The sequence below is a fragment of the Streptomyces sp. NPDC001348 genome (assembly GCF_053597535.1).
Window position 1 is genome coordinate 199,789 of the sequence record NZ_JBSFIK010000010.1, and the last position, 15,666, is coordinate 215,454.

General features: G+C 71.8%; 11 protein-coding genes. 3 read left to right on the forward strand and 8 right to left on the reverse strand.

Going from position 1 to position 15,666, the window contains the following annotated elements; all coding sequences use genetic code 11:
* Positions 1-2: 2 nt before the first annotated feature.
* Both ACWC21_RS14045 and ACWC21_RS14050 read right to left on the reverse strand, forming a co-directional pair.
* Complete coding sequence (locus ACWC21_RS14045; protein ID WP_450881380.1) at positions 3-1,358, reverse strand: hypothetical protein; 1,356 nt, start codon at positions 1,356-1,358, stop codon at positions 3-5.
* 56 nt (positions 1,359-1,414) lie between these two features.
* Positions 1,415-4,429: a glycoside hydrolase family 3 N-terminal domain-containing protein gene (locus tag ACWC21_RS14050; RefSeq protein ID WP_450881382.1), complete on the reverse strand. Its 3,015-nt coding sequence runs from the start codon at positions 4,427-4,429 to the stop codon at positions 1,415-1,417.
* Positions 4,430-4,726: 297 nt separating this feature from the next.
* Between ACWC21_RS14050 and ACWC21_RS14055 the strand changes: the two genes are divergently transcribed.
* Complete coding sequence (locus tag ACWC21_RS14055; protein ID WP_450881384.1) at positions 4,727-5,335, forward strand: GPP34 family phosphoprotein; 609 nt, start codon at positions 4,727-4,729, stop codon at positions 5,333-5,335.
* 266 nt (positions 5,336-5,601) lie between these two features.
* Here the strand turns inward: ACWC21_RS14055 and cimA are convergent, their stop codons facing one another.
* The 4 genes from cimA to ACWC21_RS14075 form a co-directional block, all read right to left on the reverse strand.
* Positions 5,602-7,206 carry a citramalate synthase gene (gene cimA / locus ACWC21_RS14060; protein WP_450881386.1) on the reverse strand — a complete coding sequence of 535 codons (1,605 nt, stop codon included), beginning with the start codon at positions 7,204-7,206 and terminating at the stop codon, positions 5,602-5,604.
* 302 nt (positions 7,207-7,508) lie between these two features.
* Entirely contained in the window at positions 7,509-8,012 is a 504-nt protein-coding gene (locus ACWC21_RS14065; RefSeq protein WP_450881388.1) for a hypothetical protein, read from the reverse strand.
* Positions 8,013-8,096: 84 nt separating this feature from the next.
* Positions 8,097-9,188: a branched-chain amino acid aminotransferase gene (locus ACWC21_RS14070; protein WP_450881390.1), complete on the reverse strand. Its 1,092-nt coding sequence runs from the start codon at positions 9,186-9,188 to the stop codon at positions 8,097-8,099.
* Between the two features lie 254 nt (positions 9,189-9,442).
* Entirely contained in the window at positions 9,443-10,486 is a 1,044-nt protein-coding gene (locus ACWC21_RS14075) for a 3-isopropylmalate dehydrogenase (protein ID WP_450881392.1), read from the reverse strand.
* Between the two features lie 165 nt (positions 10,487-10,651).
* On the opposite strand from ACWC21_RS14075, the gene ACWC21_RS14080 reads away from it, so the two are divergent.
* Entirely contained in the window at positions 10,652-12,217 is a 1,566-nt protein-coding gene (locus tag ACWC21_RS14080; RefSeq protein WP_450881394.1) for a purple acid phosphatase family protein, read from the forward strand.
* Between the two features lie 51 nt (positions 12,218-12,268).
* Here ACWC21_RS14080 and ACWC21_RS14085 read toward each other — a convergent pair whose 3' ends face one another.
* Positions 12,269-12,400, reverse strand: a complete 132-nt coding sequence (locus ACWC21_RS14085; RefSeq protein ID WP_089098576.1) for a hypothetical protein — start codon at positions 12,398-12,400, stop codon at positions 12,269-12,271.
* Positions 12,401-12,845: 445 nt separating this feature from the next.
* Here ACWC21_RS14085 and ACWC21_RS14090 point away from each other — a divergent pair, with 445 nt between their 5' ends.
* Positions 12,846-14,771 (forward strand): glycoside hydrolase family 97 catalytic domain-containing protein, encoded by a 1,926-nt coding sequence (locus ACWC21_RS14090; protein WP_450881396.1) that lies wholly within the window; start codon positions 12,846-12,848, stop codon positions 14,769-14,771.
* Positions 14,772-15,075: 304 nt separating this feature from the next.
* On the opposite strand, the gene ACWC21_RS14095 is transcribed toward ACWC21_RS14090, so the two are convergent.
* Positions 15,076-15,666, reverse strand: a 591-nt coding sequence (locus ACWC21_RS14095; RefSeq protein ID WP_450881398.1) for an aldehyde dehydrogenase family protein, incomplete at its 5' end; no start/stop codon positions are given.

Here is a 15,666-nt window from a genome sequence, read left to right on the forward strand (position 1 = left end):
GCTCAGAAACCCCCGCCGAAGTCCCCGCCCCCTCCCCCGCCGAAGTCTCCTCCCCCGCCCCCGAAGTCACCGAAGTCCCCGGAGTCGAAGTCCGCCCCCGACACGTCCCCGCCCTGGTAGCCGCCGAAGTTCCCGTAGTCGGCGCCGTAGTCGGCCGCGTACGCCGGGCCGGCCATGAGGCTGCCCAGGGTGGTGCCGATGAGCAGGCCGGGCAGGATGCCGCCGCCGAAGTAGCCGCCGGCCCAGGGGCCGTAGGCGGGGCCCGCGTCCCAGTAGGGGCGGCGGCCGTAGTCGGTGTCGACCTCGCGGACGACCGGGTCCCGGCCGTCGGCGAGGCGGGTCGCGTCGGCCGCGCAGACCGGGACCTCGCGGGCGGCGCCGCCGGGGGGTGTCCAGACGGCGTCGCCGACCGAGGGGCCGTGGCGCGGGTCGAAGAAGCAGGGCGGGCGGCGGGCGGGCAGGGGGCTGCCCTCGCGCCGGGCGGCGAGCTGGGCCAGGGAGAAGCGGCCGTCCTCGAGGGCCTGGGTGACGGCGCGGACGTCCTCGGGTTTGCGGGCGTCCTCCATGTACTGCTTGGCGTTCTCGTAGGCGTCCAGGGCCCGCTCGTAGTCCGCGCGCATGGCGTCGTCGGCGCCCGCCTCCGCCGGGTGGAAGTCGAGACGGTCGAGTTCCTCGCCGAAGGCGGTGATGTCCTCGTCCACGACCACCCGCAGACGGTCGAGGGCGGCCCGCTGTTCCTCGACGTGGCGGCGGCGGTTGCGGCGGACCAGGCCGTACGCGCCCGCGCCGCAGAGCACCAGGACGGCGGCCGTGGTGATCAGGCCGGTGGTGGAGATGCCGGTGCCGCCGCCGGAGGAGGCGCCCCACGACGCGGGTGCCCTGCCGCCCATGTTGGCCAGGGCGCGGTCGGTGAAGTCGGTCAGCTGGGCGGTGGCGTTCTCGCCCTGGACGCTGGTCGTCAGGTTCCGTACGGCCGTGCGGGGCAGGACGGTGGAGTCGGCGCGGGCGTCGAAGCGGTCGCCGAGGCGGATGGCGTACAGGCCGGTGACGCCGGTGGCGGTGCGCAGGTCGGTGAAGAGGTTCCGGGTGGGGTAGTCGGCCGGGAGGACCGTGATGAAGAGCGGTTTGCCGGCCTGCTCGATCTGCTGGGCGAGCGCGTCGGCCTGCGCCGCCGGCAGCTCGGCGGAGACCGACGGGTCGACGTACACGGGACCCTTGCGGAGGGCCTCGGCGATCGTCGAGATGCTGGTCGTCGGGCTCCTGGTGGCCGCTGTGGCCTGCGGCGCGAGCACGGTCAGCACCGCGAGCGCCAAGGCCGCCAACAGCACCGGGAGGCTTCGGATCCGTACGCCCTTCATGCTTTGAAGCTACCCGAAACCCCCCAAAACAGTACTGTCCGGTCACCCGGCCGATCTCAGGCGGCCCGGTACGCCTCCAGCAGTTCACGCACCGCCGCCCCGTACCGACCGGTCGCCAGCAGGTGGTCCGCGTCGGCGAAGGGCTTCGCCACCGCCGGGGTGATCCGCTGCCCCACCCGGTGCTGGACGATCAGGCGTGCCTTCGTGACCAGCCGGCGTCCTGCCGCGTCCGCGCCCGCCTTCTCGGCCGCGGTCGCGGCGGCGGCCAGTGCACGCAGGGCGGTTGCACCGCCCTGCGGCACCCCGGTGAGGGTCGTCAGGCCCCAGCCGTAGGGGAACTGCGGGTCGTACGAGGAGTCGCCCACGTTGATCGGCAGCTGGGCCTCGGACCTGGGCCAGGTGACGGGGAGCCGGCCGGTGAAGGGCCGCCTGCCGTACAGCACGTCCGCCACACCGTCGCCCTCCGTGCCCGGCAGCCACGAGGCGACCAGGGCGTCGATCTTCCCGAGGCGGTCGCCGATGAGCTGCGGGCGTCCGGAGACGACCAGCACCGCGCACCTCATCGCCGCGCACACCTTGTCCACGGCGGCCTGGTCGGCGGCGGACAGCTGGAGGTCGTGGCCGTTGCCGACGTCGCCGACGCCCTCGGCGTACGGGGTCTCGCCGACGACGACCACTCCGGCGTCGTAGCCGGTCAGGGGCGCGGAGGCGTCCTTGGAGTACGTGATGTGCCCGCCGGCCCCGCGCATGCCGTCCAGGATCGTCGTGCCGGGGGTGATGTTCCCGGAGGAGCCCTGCCAGGTGACCGTCCAGCCGCCGGTCTGGTTGCCGATGTCGTCGGCGTTGGATCCGGCGACGTACACCTTCTGGTTCTTCCGCAGCGGCAGCAGGCCGCCCGTGTTCTTCAGGAGCACCTGCGACTCCGCCGCGGCCTGCCGGGCGACGGCCCGGTGGGCCGGGGAGCCGATCTTCGCGGCGCCGGTGGTGTCGGCGTAGGGGTGCTCGAAGAGGCCCAGCCGGAACTTCTGGGTGAGGATGCGGGAGACCGCGTCGTCGATCCGTTTCTCGCTGATCCGGCCCGCCTTCACCTCGGCGGTCAGGGTCGCGGTGAAGTCCTTGTAGGTGGAGGGGACCATCATCATGTCCAGGCCCGCGTTGACCGAGGTGCGGACGTGGGACGCGTAGTCGCCGGGAAGCTGGTCGATGGCGTTCCAGTCGCTGATCACGAAGCCGTGGAAGCCCATACGGCCCTTGAGCACGCCGTTGATCATGTCGGCGCGGGCGTGCATCTTCACCGCTCCCCGGCCGTCGCCGAGGATGTCGAGGGAGGAGTACGACGGCATGACGGTGCCGATGCCCCGGTCGACGGCCGTGCGGAAGGGCGCCAGGTGGACGGCCTCCAGCTGTTGCCTGGTGACCTTGGTGACGCCTTGGTCGATCTTGTACGTCCCGGTCGTCGAGGAGCCGTACTCGGTGCCGCCGTCGCCGACGAAGTGCTTGGCGGTGGCGAGGACCTTGTCGTTCCGGCTCAGGTCGCGGCCGTCCGCCGGGCCCTGGAGGCCCTGGATGATCGTCTCCATGGACTGGACGAGGGCCGGGTCCTCACCGAAGGACTCGTAGGAGCGGCCCCAGCGTTCGTCGCGGCTCACGCAGAGGCACGGGGCGAAGTCCCAGGGGATGCCCGTGGCCCGTACCTCGGCGGCCGTCACCGCGCCCGTCCGCCGGGCGAGGCCCGGGTCGCGGGTGGCGCCGAGGCCGATGTTGTGCGGCATGATCGTGGCGCCCACCAGGTTGTTGTGGCCGTGGACCGCGTCGACGCCGTAGATCAGCGGGATCTGGAAGCGGGTGGCCCGCGCCCGGAGCTGGAAGTCGTCGATCATCTTGGCCCAGGCCCCGGGGGTGTTGGGCGTGGGCGTCGAGCCGCCGCCGGAGAGCAGGGAGCCGAGGTCGTACGTCGCGATGTCGCCTCCGTCCCCGACGGCCCCGCGCTCGGCCTGGGTCATCTGCCCGGCCTTCTCCTCCAGTGACATCCGGGAGAGCAGGTCGGCGACCCGTTTCCGCACCGGCAACCGGCTGTCCAGGTACGGCAGTCCGTGGGCGTCGATGACGATCTGCGGGGTATCGGTGGGCGCCTTGGCCCCGGTGACGGTGAGTTTCAGGGGGATCGTCTCGGCGGGCTCGGCCGTCCGGTCCCTGAGGGTGGGGACCTTGACGGTCCGCGAGGTGCCGGAGGCGGTGCCGGGCGGGAAGGTGAGGGTGCCGGAGACGGGGGTGTAGTCCTTGCCCGGGGTTGCGGTGCCGGTCGCCGCCGTCTCGTAGGCGACGGTCACGGGCTCCTCGGTCGGGGCGGCGCCGGTGGTGGCGACGCTGATCTCGACGGAGGCCGTGCCGCCCTCCTTGACCGGGTGGACGGCGGAGTCGGTGTTGACGGAGACGCGCAGGGACTGGTCGGCCTTGCCGTACAGCTCGACGTCGTCCATGGCGAAGGTGCCCTTGGCACCGGCGGGGAGGGTGACGGCGTACCCCCACATCTGGGTGAGGCCGAGGACGTGGTCGATGCCGCCGACCGGCTGGTAGTCGGTGCGGTAGGTGAAGTCGCTGAACGGGATCTCGACCTGTTTCCAGCCGGTGAAGTCGTCGGTGAAGGAGGTCGTCCAGAGCTCGGAGGCCTCGCCGTTCGCGCCGCCGTCCTTGATCTCGAAGGCGATCTTCCTGCCGTTGTCCCGCCCGTCCCACCAGAAGCGGACGCCCTTGTGGGCGGACCAGTCGTGGGCGGGTGCGGTGGCGGCGTAGTCGTGGCTGAAGCCGCCGTAGCCGCTGATGTCGTAGCTGCCGGTGAGGACCTTCTCGCCCTCGGGGGCGTCGGGGCGGGCTTCGAGTCGCAGTGCGGGCGGGTCGTCGGCGTCACCGCCCCAGGTGAAGATGCCCTCGGCGGGCTGGGAGGCGAAGGGGACCTCGCCCTCGAAACGGTCGACGGGCGTCGGGGGCGGGTCGGCGGCCGCCCGGGAGGCGGTCGGTGACAGTACGGCGGTGAGCAGGGCGGCGGAGACGAGCAGGGCGGTTCTCGGCATGGACCTTCCCTCGGCTCTCGTGGTTCACTCGGCACTCAGATCACGCCGTGAGTCAACTGACGTCCCGTACGCGCGTCAAGACGTTCCGTCAGCCGAGTCGGAAGGGCCGGACGCCATGCGGAGGTCTGCCGGCCCGGGCCGTCCGGACCGTGCGCCGGTGAGCCGGTCGCGGTGGGCGATCCCCGGGCTCAGGGCGGACGATGGGGGGAGGGAGACGACGGCGTCCGCCGCTCCGCCCGCCCCGGGCGACGCCTCCGGCCCGCAGTCCCCGACCACGCCCGAGACCTGGAGCCCGACATGACCACAGCGCGGGACCTGTTGATCGTCACACTGGACGTCCCGTCCAGCCGGCCCGTCGAACGGGGGGACCTGTCGCTCGCCCTGGCGGGGGCGGAGCTGCTGGATCTGATCGCCGCCGAGGGCGTCACCCTGGAGGACGACCGGATCGTGCCCGGTCTGCAGTCGGCCACGGGCGACCGGCTGCTGGACGAGGCGGGGGCGGCGCTCAGCCGTCAGGCGCCGTACGAGTCGGTCGAGGACTGGCTGTGGCGCCGGGGAAGCGGCCTGGCCACGGCCTACGCCGACGACCTGGACGCGGCGGGGCGGGCCGCCGGATCCCGCCGCCGCCGACTGGGCCGGCGCAGCGAGCGGGAGACGACCGTGGAGTCGCCGGCCCGGCGGCAGGCCGCCGACCGCTGGGCCTCCCGCGAGCCCGTTCTCGCCGGCCTCGCGGCCGCCCTCGGGATCCCCGAGGGTACGGCGGAGGTGGCCCCGGAGGACCTGCCCGACGACGAGGTGGTGACCGTCCTGGCGGCCGTCAACGGTGCGCTGACGGAGCTGGAGTCCGTGCGGCAGCGGCGCCGTATCGAGGACGCGGCGTTCGACAACGTCTGGCGGGCGTTCTGACGGGCCGGCCAGCCGCCCGCCGGGCCGTTCACCGGCGGGCTCCGGGCCCAGTACCTGTTGCGGAAGTCCCTCCCCCAGCCTTCGGCCGGGAGGTGCCCGCAGCCTCGCGTCGGCCGCCCCACGGGCGGACGACGGGACATGCGCAACGGGCCCTCGCCGCGCGTGGTGGAAGCGCCCGGCCCGTCCAGGTCCCGGGCAGGCCGGCAGCCTGGTCGCCACACGCGCCGGGGGCAGGAGCCCCGTCTCCGGTCACGCCTCCCCCGTGCTCACTCCGCGGGCGCCACGCCCGCCCGGAGCAGGCCGTACGTGTACGCGTCCTCCAGGGCCTGCCACGAGGCCGCGATCACGTTCTCCGCGACGCCCACCGTGGACCACTCGCCCTTGCCGTCGGAGGTGGAGATCAGGACCCGGGTGGTGGACTGGGTGCCGTGCTTGCCCTCGAGGATGCGGACCTTGTAGTCGACCAGGTCGAGGGCGGCCAGCTCGGGGTAGATCTTCTCCAGGGCCACGCGCAGGGCCCGGTCCAGTGCGTTGACGGGGCCGTTGCCCTCGGCCGTGGCGACGATGCGCTCGCTCTTGGCCCAGAGCTTGACGGTGGCCTCGTTGGCGTGGGTGCCGTCGGGACGGTCCTCGACGATGGCGCGCCAGGACTCCACGTCGAAGTACTTCAGCGGCCTGCCCTCGACCTCGGCGCGCAGCAGCAGTTCGAAGCTGGCGTCGGCGGCCTCGTAGGTGTAGCCGTTGAGCTCCCGTTCCTTGACCCGCTCGACGACCCGGCCGACGAGTTCGCGGTCGCCGCCCAGGTCGATGCCGAGTTCCTTGCCCTTCAGCTCGATCGACGCGCGGCCCGCCATGTCGGAGACCAGCATGCGCATGGTGTTGCCGACCAGCTCGGGGTCGATGTGCTGGTAGAGGTCGGGGTCGACCTTGATGGCGGAGGCGTGCAGGCCGGCCTTGTGGGCGAAGGCGGATACGCCGACGTAGGGCTGGTGGGTGGAGGGGGTCAGGTTGACGACCTCGGCGATGGCGTGCGAGATGCGGGTCATCTCGCGGAGCCGGCCGTCGGGCAGGACCTTCTTGCCGTACTTCAGTTCCAGGGCGGCGACGACCGGGAAGAGGTTGGCGTTGCCGACGCGCTCGCCGTAGCCGTTCGCCGTGCACTGGACGTGGGTGGCGCCGGCGTCGACGGCGGCGAGGGTGTTGGCGACGGCGCAGCCGGTGTCGTCCTGGGCGTGGATGCCGAGCCGGGCGCCGGTGTCGGCGAGGACCGTGGAGACGACCGCGTGGACCTGGGCGGGGAGCATGCCGCCGTTGGTGTCGCAGAGGATGACCACGTCCGCGCCCGCCTCGGAGGCGGCCCGGACGACCGACTTGGCGTACTCGGGGTTGGCCCGGTAGCCGTCGAAGAAGTGTTCGCAGTCGACGAAGACCCGGCGGCCCTGCTCACGCAGGAAGGACACCGTGTCGCGGACCATCTCCAGGTTCTCGTCGAGGGTGGTGCGCAGCGCCAGTTCCACGTGCCGGTCGTGGGACTTGGCGACCAGGGTGATCACCGGGGCGCCGGACTCGAGCAGGGCCCTGACCTGGGGGTCGTCCGCAGCCTTGGCGCCGGCGCGGCGGGTGGCGCCGAAGGCGACCAGCTGGGCGTGCTGGAAGTCGATCTCCTGCTGGGCGCGGGCGAAGAACTCGGTGTCCCGCGGGTTGGCGCCGGGCCAGCCGCCCTCGATGAAGCCCACGCCGAAGTCGTCCAGGTGCCGGGCGATGGCCAGCTTGTCGGCGACGGTGAGGTTGATGCCCTCGCGCTGGGCGCCGTCGCGCAGGGTGGTGTCGAAGACGTGGAACGTATCGTCCAGCCGGCTGGTTTCGGTCATGGTCTCAGGGCTCCTGTTTTGAATCTCGGTCTTACCGGAATGACCGGCTCCACCGTCCCCTCATAGTCCCTCGCGCTCCGTTTCCGGCTGAAGGTGGGCCGTAAAACGAAAAAACCCCTCGCGGGTGCGAGAGGTCTGCGCGCGGGTCGAGGACGACGATGGCCACCCGTACCTGGTCGTACGTGGTGGTCACTGCGGACCGGCGCGCCTGCTGCCAATAATCATGGCGAACGAGAGCACGGAGGCAGTCTGGCACAGCCTTGCCCCCGGCTCACCGACCGTCTCAGAATGCGGTCGTCACTTCACGCGGTGTCAGGCACCACCCGCACGGCGTCGGGCAGGAAGTGGGTCTCGTACGGCCCCACGCAGTCGGCGAGCAGCGTCGCCACCTCCGCCCCGCACCCCGGACACAACCGGTTCGGCCCCTCCATCCCAAGGGGGCCACAGCACACGTTCTCCGCGAAGGAGGCGGGGTTGGGCTCCAGGAGTCCGTCGGTGTCCTCGGGATGGACGACCAGGGTGTCGCGCGGCCCGGCGGACATCAGGCTTCCCGGCCCGTCCGGGTCGGCGATGGACAGGCCGGGGACGGCCGCCCCCGGCCACTCCGGATCCGGATGCGGCACGTACGGCGCCCCGCTCGGCTCGGGGTCGACCGCGTAGGTGCCGCGCGGCACGGTCGACGGGGCGTGCCGCGAGCCGTCCGGGTTCTTGCCCCCGACGCGCTCCGGGCGTTCGGGCAGCACGGGAAGCGGCCGCAACGGCTCGCTGAGACGGCGGCCACAGGCCGCGCAGAGCAGTAAGTCCACCCGTTTGTTCTATCGGATGAGGCCGCCCTTCGGGGCCACCGCGGACACGGGGTCCGGGGTGGCCCGGGGCACGCCGCGCGGAGGTCAGCCGATGCGGTGCATCCAGCCGTGCTCGTCCTGCGTGATGCCGCGCTGGACGTCCAGCAGGGCCTTGCGGAGCTTCAGGGTGACCTCGCCGGGCTCGCCGCCCGCCTGCTTCCACTCGGCGCCGGTGGAGCGCTTGACGGTGCCGACGGGGGTGATGACGGCGGCGGTGCCGCAGGCGAAGACCTCGGTCAGGGTGCCGTCCTCGGTGTCGCGCTGCCACTGGTCGACGGAGACGCGGCCCTCCTCGGTCTCGTAACCGAGGTCGCGGGCGAGGGTCAGGAGGGAGTCGCGGGTGACGCCCTCCAGGATGGAGCCGGTGAGGGTCGGGGTGACGATCTTGTTCCCATGGACGAAGTACAGGTTCATTCCGCCCAGTTCCTCGACCCACTTGCGCTCGACCGCGTCCAGGTAGCAGACCTGGTCGCAGCCGTGGGCGGCGGCCTCGGCCTGGGCGAGGAGGGAGGCGGCGTAGTTGCCGCCGGTCTTGGCGTCGCCCATGCCGCCGGGGACGGCGCGGACGCGGTCCTCGGAGACCCAGATGGAGACGGGCTTCACGCCGCCCGGGAAGTAGGCGCCGGCCGGGGAGGCGATGACGAGGAACAGGTACTCGTTGGCGGGCTTCACGCCCAGGCCGACCTCGGTCGCGATCATGAACGGGCGCAGGTAGAGGGACTCCTCGCCACCGTGCGCGGGCACCCAGTCCTTGTCCTGCTGGACCAGGACGTCGCAGGCCTCGATGAAGGTCTCGACGGGCAGCTCGGGCATGGCGAGGCGGCGGGCGGAGCGCTGGAAGCGCTGGGCGTTCTGGTCCGGGCGGAAGGTGGCGACGGAACCGTCGGGGCGGCGGTAGGCCTTGAGCCCCTCGAAGATCTCCTGGGCGTAGTGCAGGACGTTGGTGGCCGGGTCGAGCGGGATCGGCGCGTACGGAACGAGCTGGCCGTCGTGCCAGCCCCGGCCCTCGGTCCACTTGATCGTCACCATGTGGTCGGTGAAGTGACGGCCGAATCCGGGGTTCGCCAGGATCGCCTCGCGCTCGGCTGCGGGAAGCGGATGGGCGGACGGCTTGAGCTCGATCGTGGGCGTCGTCATGAGTGCTTGTCCTTCACCGGTTGTAGTGACGGGCCGCGCTCACGCCCGTACGGCCTTCCGGCCAGTGCTAGGACGTCCGAGCATTCCTTCGTACCGCGGCTCCGCGTTCGATTATCCCGTGGGGAGCGGCGACGGAAGGAATCGGGGTGAGTGCGGCCCCGGGTTGATGGTGGCACCCGGCGGGGACATGGGGGAAGCCGCCGGGCTCGGATGCGACCCGGCGGCTTCGAGAGGTTCTCAGTGGCGCGGCGGGGTCAGCCGGCTACTCGTCCGGCGAGCGCGTCGCCGATCTCGGAGGTGGAGCGGGCGGGCAGCTGGGCGCGCTCGCCGAGGTCGGCCGAGACCGCGTCCTCGATGCGGGCCGCCTCGGTCTCGTAGCCGAGGTGGCGCAGCAGCAGGGCGACGGACAGGACCGTGGCGGTGGGGTCGGCCTTGCCCTGGCCGGCGATGTCCGGGGCCGAGCCGTGGACCGGCTCGAACATGGACGGGAACTCGCGGCCGGGGTTGATGTTGCCGGAGGCAGCCACACCGATGCCGCCGGAGACGGCCGCGGCGAGGTCGGTGATGATGTCGCCGAAGAGGTTGTCGGTGACGATGACGTCGAAGCGCTCGGGCTGGGTGACCAGGTAGATGGTGGCCGCGTCGACGTGGATGTACTCGGTGGTGACCTCGGGGTACTCCTCGGCCACCTTGTTGAAGATGTTCGTCCACAGGTGACCGGCGAAGGCCAGCACGTTGTTCTTGTGGACGAGGGTGAGCTTCTTGCGCGGGCGGGCCTGGGCGCGGGCGAAGGCGTCACGGACGACGCGCTCGACACCGAAGGCCGTGTTGACGGAGACCTCGGTGGCGACCTCGTGCGGGGTGCCCTTCCGGATGGTGCCGCCGTTGCCGGTGTACGGGCCCTCGGTGCCCTCGCGGACCACGATGAAGTCGATCTGCGGCTCGCCCGCGAGCGGGGTGGCGACACCCGGCAGGAGCTTGGACGGACGCAGGTTGACGTGGTGGTCGAAGGCGAAGCGGAGCTTGAGCAGGAAGCCGCGCTCCAGGACGCCGGAGGGCACGGACGGGTCGCCGATCGCGCCGAGCAGGATGGCGTCGTGCTGCTTGAGGGCGTCGAGGTCGGCGTCGGTGAGGGTCTCACCGGTGGCGTGGTAGCGCCTGGCGCCGAAGTCGTACTCCTTGGTCTCCAGCTTCACGTCCTCGGGAAGGACAGCGGAGAGGACCTTGAGGCCTTCGGCCACGACTTCCTGCCCGATGCCGTCACCGGGGATCACTGCGAGATCGATGCTGGGAGACATGCCGGCAGCCTACTCCTCGTCCCATGTGATGACACGGGGTGTCCGTCATACGGACAGAGCGGGACTTGAGTAAGGCACCCGGGCGAGTGGCGGGCATCATCCTGTTGGCCGCCGTTCACCCGTACGCCAGGGCGTTGTTGGGATTCGGCGGGAACTTCTCACGGCATGGAGATCCCCGACTTCGGCATTCCGCGGCGGCTCGCGGAGCGGATGAGCATGGCCGAGCAGTACGAGTACCTGCGCGCCCGGTTCACCCGGCGCCGCACGCTGGTCACGGCCGGCGCGGTGGCGGGCGGGCTGCTGACCGGCTGCGCGGGTGCGGCGACGCCGGCCCGTACGTCGGGCGCCCCCGCCCCGGCTCCCTCCGCGCGCGTGTCCGGCTCGGTCGTGGCGCCGTTCGGCCGTCATCTGGCCTTCGGCGCCGACCCGCGGACCCGGATGCGGATCTCCTGGCAGGTGCCACTCGCGGTGCGGAAGCCTTACGTGCGCGTGGGGCTGCGGCCGGACGATCTCGGGCGCCGCATCGAGGCCGAGGTGCGCCCTCTCCACACGCCCGGCGTGCGGGGGGTGCGGCCGGCCGTCGAGCAGTACTACGTGCACGCGGCCCTGGACGGCCTGAGGCCCGGCACGACGTACTACTACGGGGTCGGCCACGACGGCTGGGACCCCGCCTCCCCGGCGCACCGTTCCACGATCACCTCGTTCCGCACGGCGCCCGCGGCCCCGGAGAGCTTCGTGTTCACCGCTTTCGGCGACCAGGGGGTGAGCGCCGGCGCGAACGCCAACGACCATCTGCTGCTCCGGCTGAAACCCGCCTTCCACCTGCACGCGGGTGACATCTGCTACGCGGACGTGAACGGGACCGGCTCGACGTCGGACGGCTACGACCCGAAGTCCTGGGACGTGTTCCTGAAGCAGAACGAGCCGGTGGCGAGGTCGGTGCCGTGGATGGTGACCACCGGCAACCACGACATGGAGGCCTGGTACTCACCGGACGGCTACGGCGGCCAACTGGCCCGCTTCACCCTCCCGGACAGCGGTTTCGACCCGCGCACGGCGCCGGGCGTGTACGCGTTCACCTACGGCAACGTCGGCTTCGTGGCGCTGGACGCGAACGACGTGTCGTACGAGATCCCCGCCAACCTCGGCCATTCGGGCGGCAGGCAGACCCGGTGGCTGGCGCGCACGCTGGGCGGACTGCGGGCCGCGAAAGGCATCGACTTCGTGGTGGTGTTCTTCCACCACTGTGCCTACTCGACCTCGCAGCACGCCTCCGACGGCGGCATCCGCGAGGAGTGGCTGCCCCTGTTCGCCGAGCACCGGGTGGACCTGGTGATCAACGGTCACAACCACGTGTACGAGCGGACGGACGCCGTCAAGGACGGGCGGGTCGGCCGGGCGGTGCCGATCGGCGGGTCCACGGACCCGGCCCGGGACGGCATCGTGTACGTCACCGCGGGTGGTGGCGGCCGGGACCTGTACTCGTTCCCGTCGGGCGTGAAGGACAGCTACGAGGGGCACGTCACCCGGCACGACGCCGTGAAGACCCTCTACTGGGGCAAGGGGAAGGTCTCCCACCAGGAGACGGTGGAGTGGTCGCGGGTGCGGTACACCGGCTTCTCGCTGCTGTCGGTGGAGGCACGGGCGGGCGCGTCGCCGAGGCTGGAGGTGTCGGCGCTGGCCCAGGACGGCAAGCGGGTGGACCACTTCGAGGTGCGGCGCGGCGGGTGAGGCCGCGCCGCACCTCGAACGGGTGCGGCTCCCGGCTGTCGGGGCGCCCGCTCAGTGGCCGGTCTCGCCGCCGTTGTCCCGGCGGTCGAGGGCGCGCTGAAGGGCGGCTGCGGCGTTCTTGCGCTCGGACTCACTCGTGCGGGACACGTGGCGGACTCGGCGGCGGACGGTCGTCTCGGCCATGGTGATCCACTCCTTCGGCACATGGGGGTGCGCAGAGACAGGGAGTTACGAGACGCCGGATGGGGCGGGGAGCGGTGCCGCAGGGATTGCCTGCACGGGGCCCGGCTCACGACCGCCATTCGCTGGATCGAGCGAGACGTTCGGCTCCTACAAAAGTAAGGGAGTGGCGCGCTCCTGTCTGCACAATTACTCGGACTTCCTACTATCTGAGACGGCGAGGCGGGCATCACTGCGTTGACCTGCCCTTTCGCGCCACGGTCGCGCGGCGGGCCCGTGCGGCGCCGGGGCGGGCCGCACGGCGACGGCCTCGGCCGGTCCGGACCCGCGGACAGCGGCCCCGATCACATTTTGATCCGACCTATGACCTTGTCAGAGCCCTTGACAGACCCATCCACCCCCTCCACCCTCCCACACATCGGATGTATCAGAGACTGGAGGGTTCCGCATGCCGGTCCAACTACGGGCCCGCACCATCGTGTTGACGCTCTGTTCCGCCCTGCTCGCCGGCGCCGCCACCACTCTTCCCGCCCACGCTTGGGCGCCCGTGCGCGCGCCCGCGACCTGGGACGTGCCGGCCCCCGGCGGCGCACACGACTCCCCCACCGCCACCGTCGCCCTCGATCCCGCCGACGGGCACCCCACGCTCACCGTCACACGCGCCGGCGCGACCGTGATCGCCGCGTCACCGCTCGGCCTGGTCACCGGGCAGGCGGACTTCTCGGCGCACCTGACCCTGCTGGGCCGCAGCGCCCGCACCGTCACCGAGCACTACACGGCCACCGCGGGCAAGTCCCGCCTGCGCACGGCCCGGATGACCGAGGCCCGCTTCCGCTTCCGGACCGCCGGCGGTGACCGCATCGACCTGATCACCCGGGTCGCCCGGGACGGCGTCGCCTACCGTTACGTCCTGCCGCGGAACCACGGCGACGTGCTCCGCGAAACCTCCGCCTTCACGCTCCCCGCCGGTACCGGCGCCGTCCTCAACGCCTACCGCGCGGACAACGAACTGCCCTTCGCCCGCTACGAGTCGGCCGCCGACGCCCCGGCGGGCGCGTACTCGATGCAGGGCCTCTTCCGCACCCCCGGCGGCTACGCCCTGATCGCCGAGTCCGGCGTGAACGGCTCCTACTCGGGCGCCCACCTCACCCATGACGCCGCCTCACCGACGTACCGGGTGAGCCTCTGGAACGACGAACCGGTCGCGACCCAGGGCCCGTTGACCACCCCGTGGCGCACCGTCGTCACCGGCGACCTGGCCACCGTCACCGAGTCCACGCTCGTCGACGACCTCGCCGCGCCCTCCCGGGTCCGCGACACCTCCTGGGTCAGGCCCGGCCCGGCGCTGTGGACCTGGCTGGCCGGCGGCAAGCAGGCCGGACAGAGCCTGGCGGCACAGGAGAAGTACGTCGACTACGCGGCCGCGCGTCACTGGCCGTACGAAGTCGTGGACGCCGGCTGGTACTTCAAGGCCGACGCATGGGACGTCGTCGATCCCGACTGGCAGACCGACAGCTGGATGCCGGAGCTGGTGCGGTACGCGGCCGCCAAGGGCGTCGGCATCCAGGTCTGGCTGCACTACTCCCTGCTCACCGATCCCGCCGAGCGCGAGAAGTGGCTCGGCACCCTGGAGCGCTGGGGCGTCAAGGGCGTGAAGATCGACTTCATGGACTCGGAGTCCCAGGAGCGGATGCGCTGGTACGACGACGTCCTGGAGTCGACGGCCCGCCACCACCTCATGGTGAACTTCCACGGCTCGACGATCCCCAAGGGCATCCAGCGCACCTGGCCGCAGGTGATGACGATGGAGGGCGTCGGCGGTGAGGAGAAGCGCAACAACACCGCGGAGCACCTGGCGTCGCTGCCGTTCACGCGGAACGCCATCGGCTCCATGGACTTCACCCCGGGTGCCTTCCAGCGTCCGAACCGGCCCGACGTGGGCTCGGACGCGGGCGAGCTGGGCCTGACGGTGCTGTACGAGTCCGGTGTCCAGAACCTGTCCGGTACCCCGGAGTCCTACGACGCCCGCCCCGAGGCCCGGCGCTTCCTGGAGCAGCTGCCCGCGCGCTGGGAGGAGACCCGTCTGCTGACCGGCGACCCGGGCCGCTCCGCGGTGCTGGCCCGCCGTGCGGCGGACGGCCGCTGGTTCATCGGCGGGACGTTCGCGGGCGCGGCGCACACGGCCGACGTGCCACTGCGGGTGGGTGCGGGCCGCTGGCTGGTCGAAACGCTGACGGACGGCCCGTCGGGTCTGGTCCGCACCGCGCACGTCGTACGCGCCGGGTCCGCCCTGTCGGTCCCGGTCGCCACCGACGGCGGCTTCGCGGCACTCGCCTGCCGCTGGTACGCGGGCCGCACGACCTGCGAGAAGTAGCTCACAGGGCGATGGAGACGGGCCGGGAAGCCACACTTGTGGCAGGCTTCCCGGCCCGTGTGTGCCGGCCCTGTCGTCTGGATCAGGCCGGCTGGAGGCAACGGCGCCTTCTGACCGGCCCGAGCGGGGGCGATGGGGGTGCCCCCGCGCGAGGCTGTTCGAGCGTGGGGGAGCGTGCAGCTGCAAGGCGGAGGAGGGCGGCAACGCGATGGGGGTCCCCCCGCTCGAGCGAAGTCGAGAGTGCGGGGAGTGCGTGCCAGACCCCGCGACGCCGGGATGATCCAAACGACAGGGCCTGAGGCGGTCAGCCCATGTGCGGGTAGGTGTAGTCGGTCGGCGGGACCAGCGTCTCCTTGATGGCGCGGGTCAGGGTCCAGCGCATCAGGTTCTGCGGGGCGCCGGCCTTGTCGTTGGTCCCGGAGGACCGGCCGCCGCCGAAGGGCTGCTGGCCGACGACCGCGCCGGTCGACTTGTCGTTGATGTAGAAGTTGCCCGCCGCGTAGCGCAGCTTCTCCATCGTGTAGGCCGCCGCCGCACGGTCGCCCGCGATGACCGAGCCGGTCAGGGCGTAGTCGGACACCGACTCCATCTGGGTCAGCATCTCGTCGTACTTCTCGTCGTCATAGACGTGCACGGCGAGGAACGGACCGAAGTACTCGGTGGTGAAGACCTCGTTCTCCGGGTCGGTGCACTCGACGACCGTCGGGCGGACGAAGTAGCCGACCGAGTCGTCGTAGCTGCCGCCCGCGACGATCGTGCAGGCCGGGTCGGCCTTCGCACGGTCGATGGCCGCCTTGTTCTTGGCGAAGGAACGCTCGTCGATGACCGCGCCGATGAAGTGGGAGAAGTCGGTGACGTCGCCCATGGCGATGCCGTCGACCTCGGCGGCGAACTC

Excerpts from the sequence above, each read along its gene's own strand:
- ACWC21_RS14075 (WP_450881392.1), bottom strand. The coding sequence starts at position 10,486 with ATGTCTCCCAGCATCGATCTCGCAGTGATCCCCGGTGACGGCATCGGG.
- ACWC21_RS14080 (WP_450881394.1), top strand. The coding sequence starts at position 10,652 with ATGGAGATCCCCGACTTCGGCATTCCGCGGCGGCTCGCGGAGCGGATG.
- ACWC21_RS14090 (WP_450881396.1), top strand. The coding sequence starts at position 12,846 with ATGCCGGTCCAACTACGGGCCCGCACCATCGTGTTGACGCTCTGTTCC.
- ACWC21_RS14070 (WP_450881390.1), bottom strand. The coding sequence starts at position 9,188 with ATGACGACGCCCACGATCGAGCTCAAGCCGTCCGCCCATCCGCTTCCC.
- ACWC21_RS14055 (WP_450881384.1), top strand. The coding sequence starts at position 4,727 with ATGACCACAGCGCGGGACCTGTTGATCGTCACACTGGACGTCCCGTCC.
- ACWC21_RS14045 (WP_450881380.1), bottom strand. The coding sequence starts at position 1,358 with ATGAAGGGCGTACGGATCCGAAGCCTCCCGGTGCTGTTGGCGGCCTTG.
- cimA (WP_450881386.1), bottom strand. The coding sequence starts at position 7,206 with ATGACCGAAACCAGCCGGCTGGACGATACGTTCCACGTCTTCGACACC.
- ACWC21_RS14085 (WP_089098576.1), bottom strand. The coding sequence starts at position 12,400 with ATGGCCGAGACGACCGTCCGCCGCCGAGTCCGCCACGTGTCCCGCACG.
- ACWC21_RS14050 (WP_450881382.1), bottom strand. The coding sequence starts at position 4,429 with ATGCCGAGAACCGCCCTGCTCGTCTCCGCCGCCCTGCTCACCGCCGTA.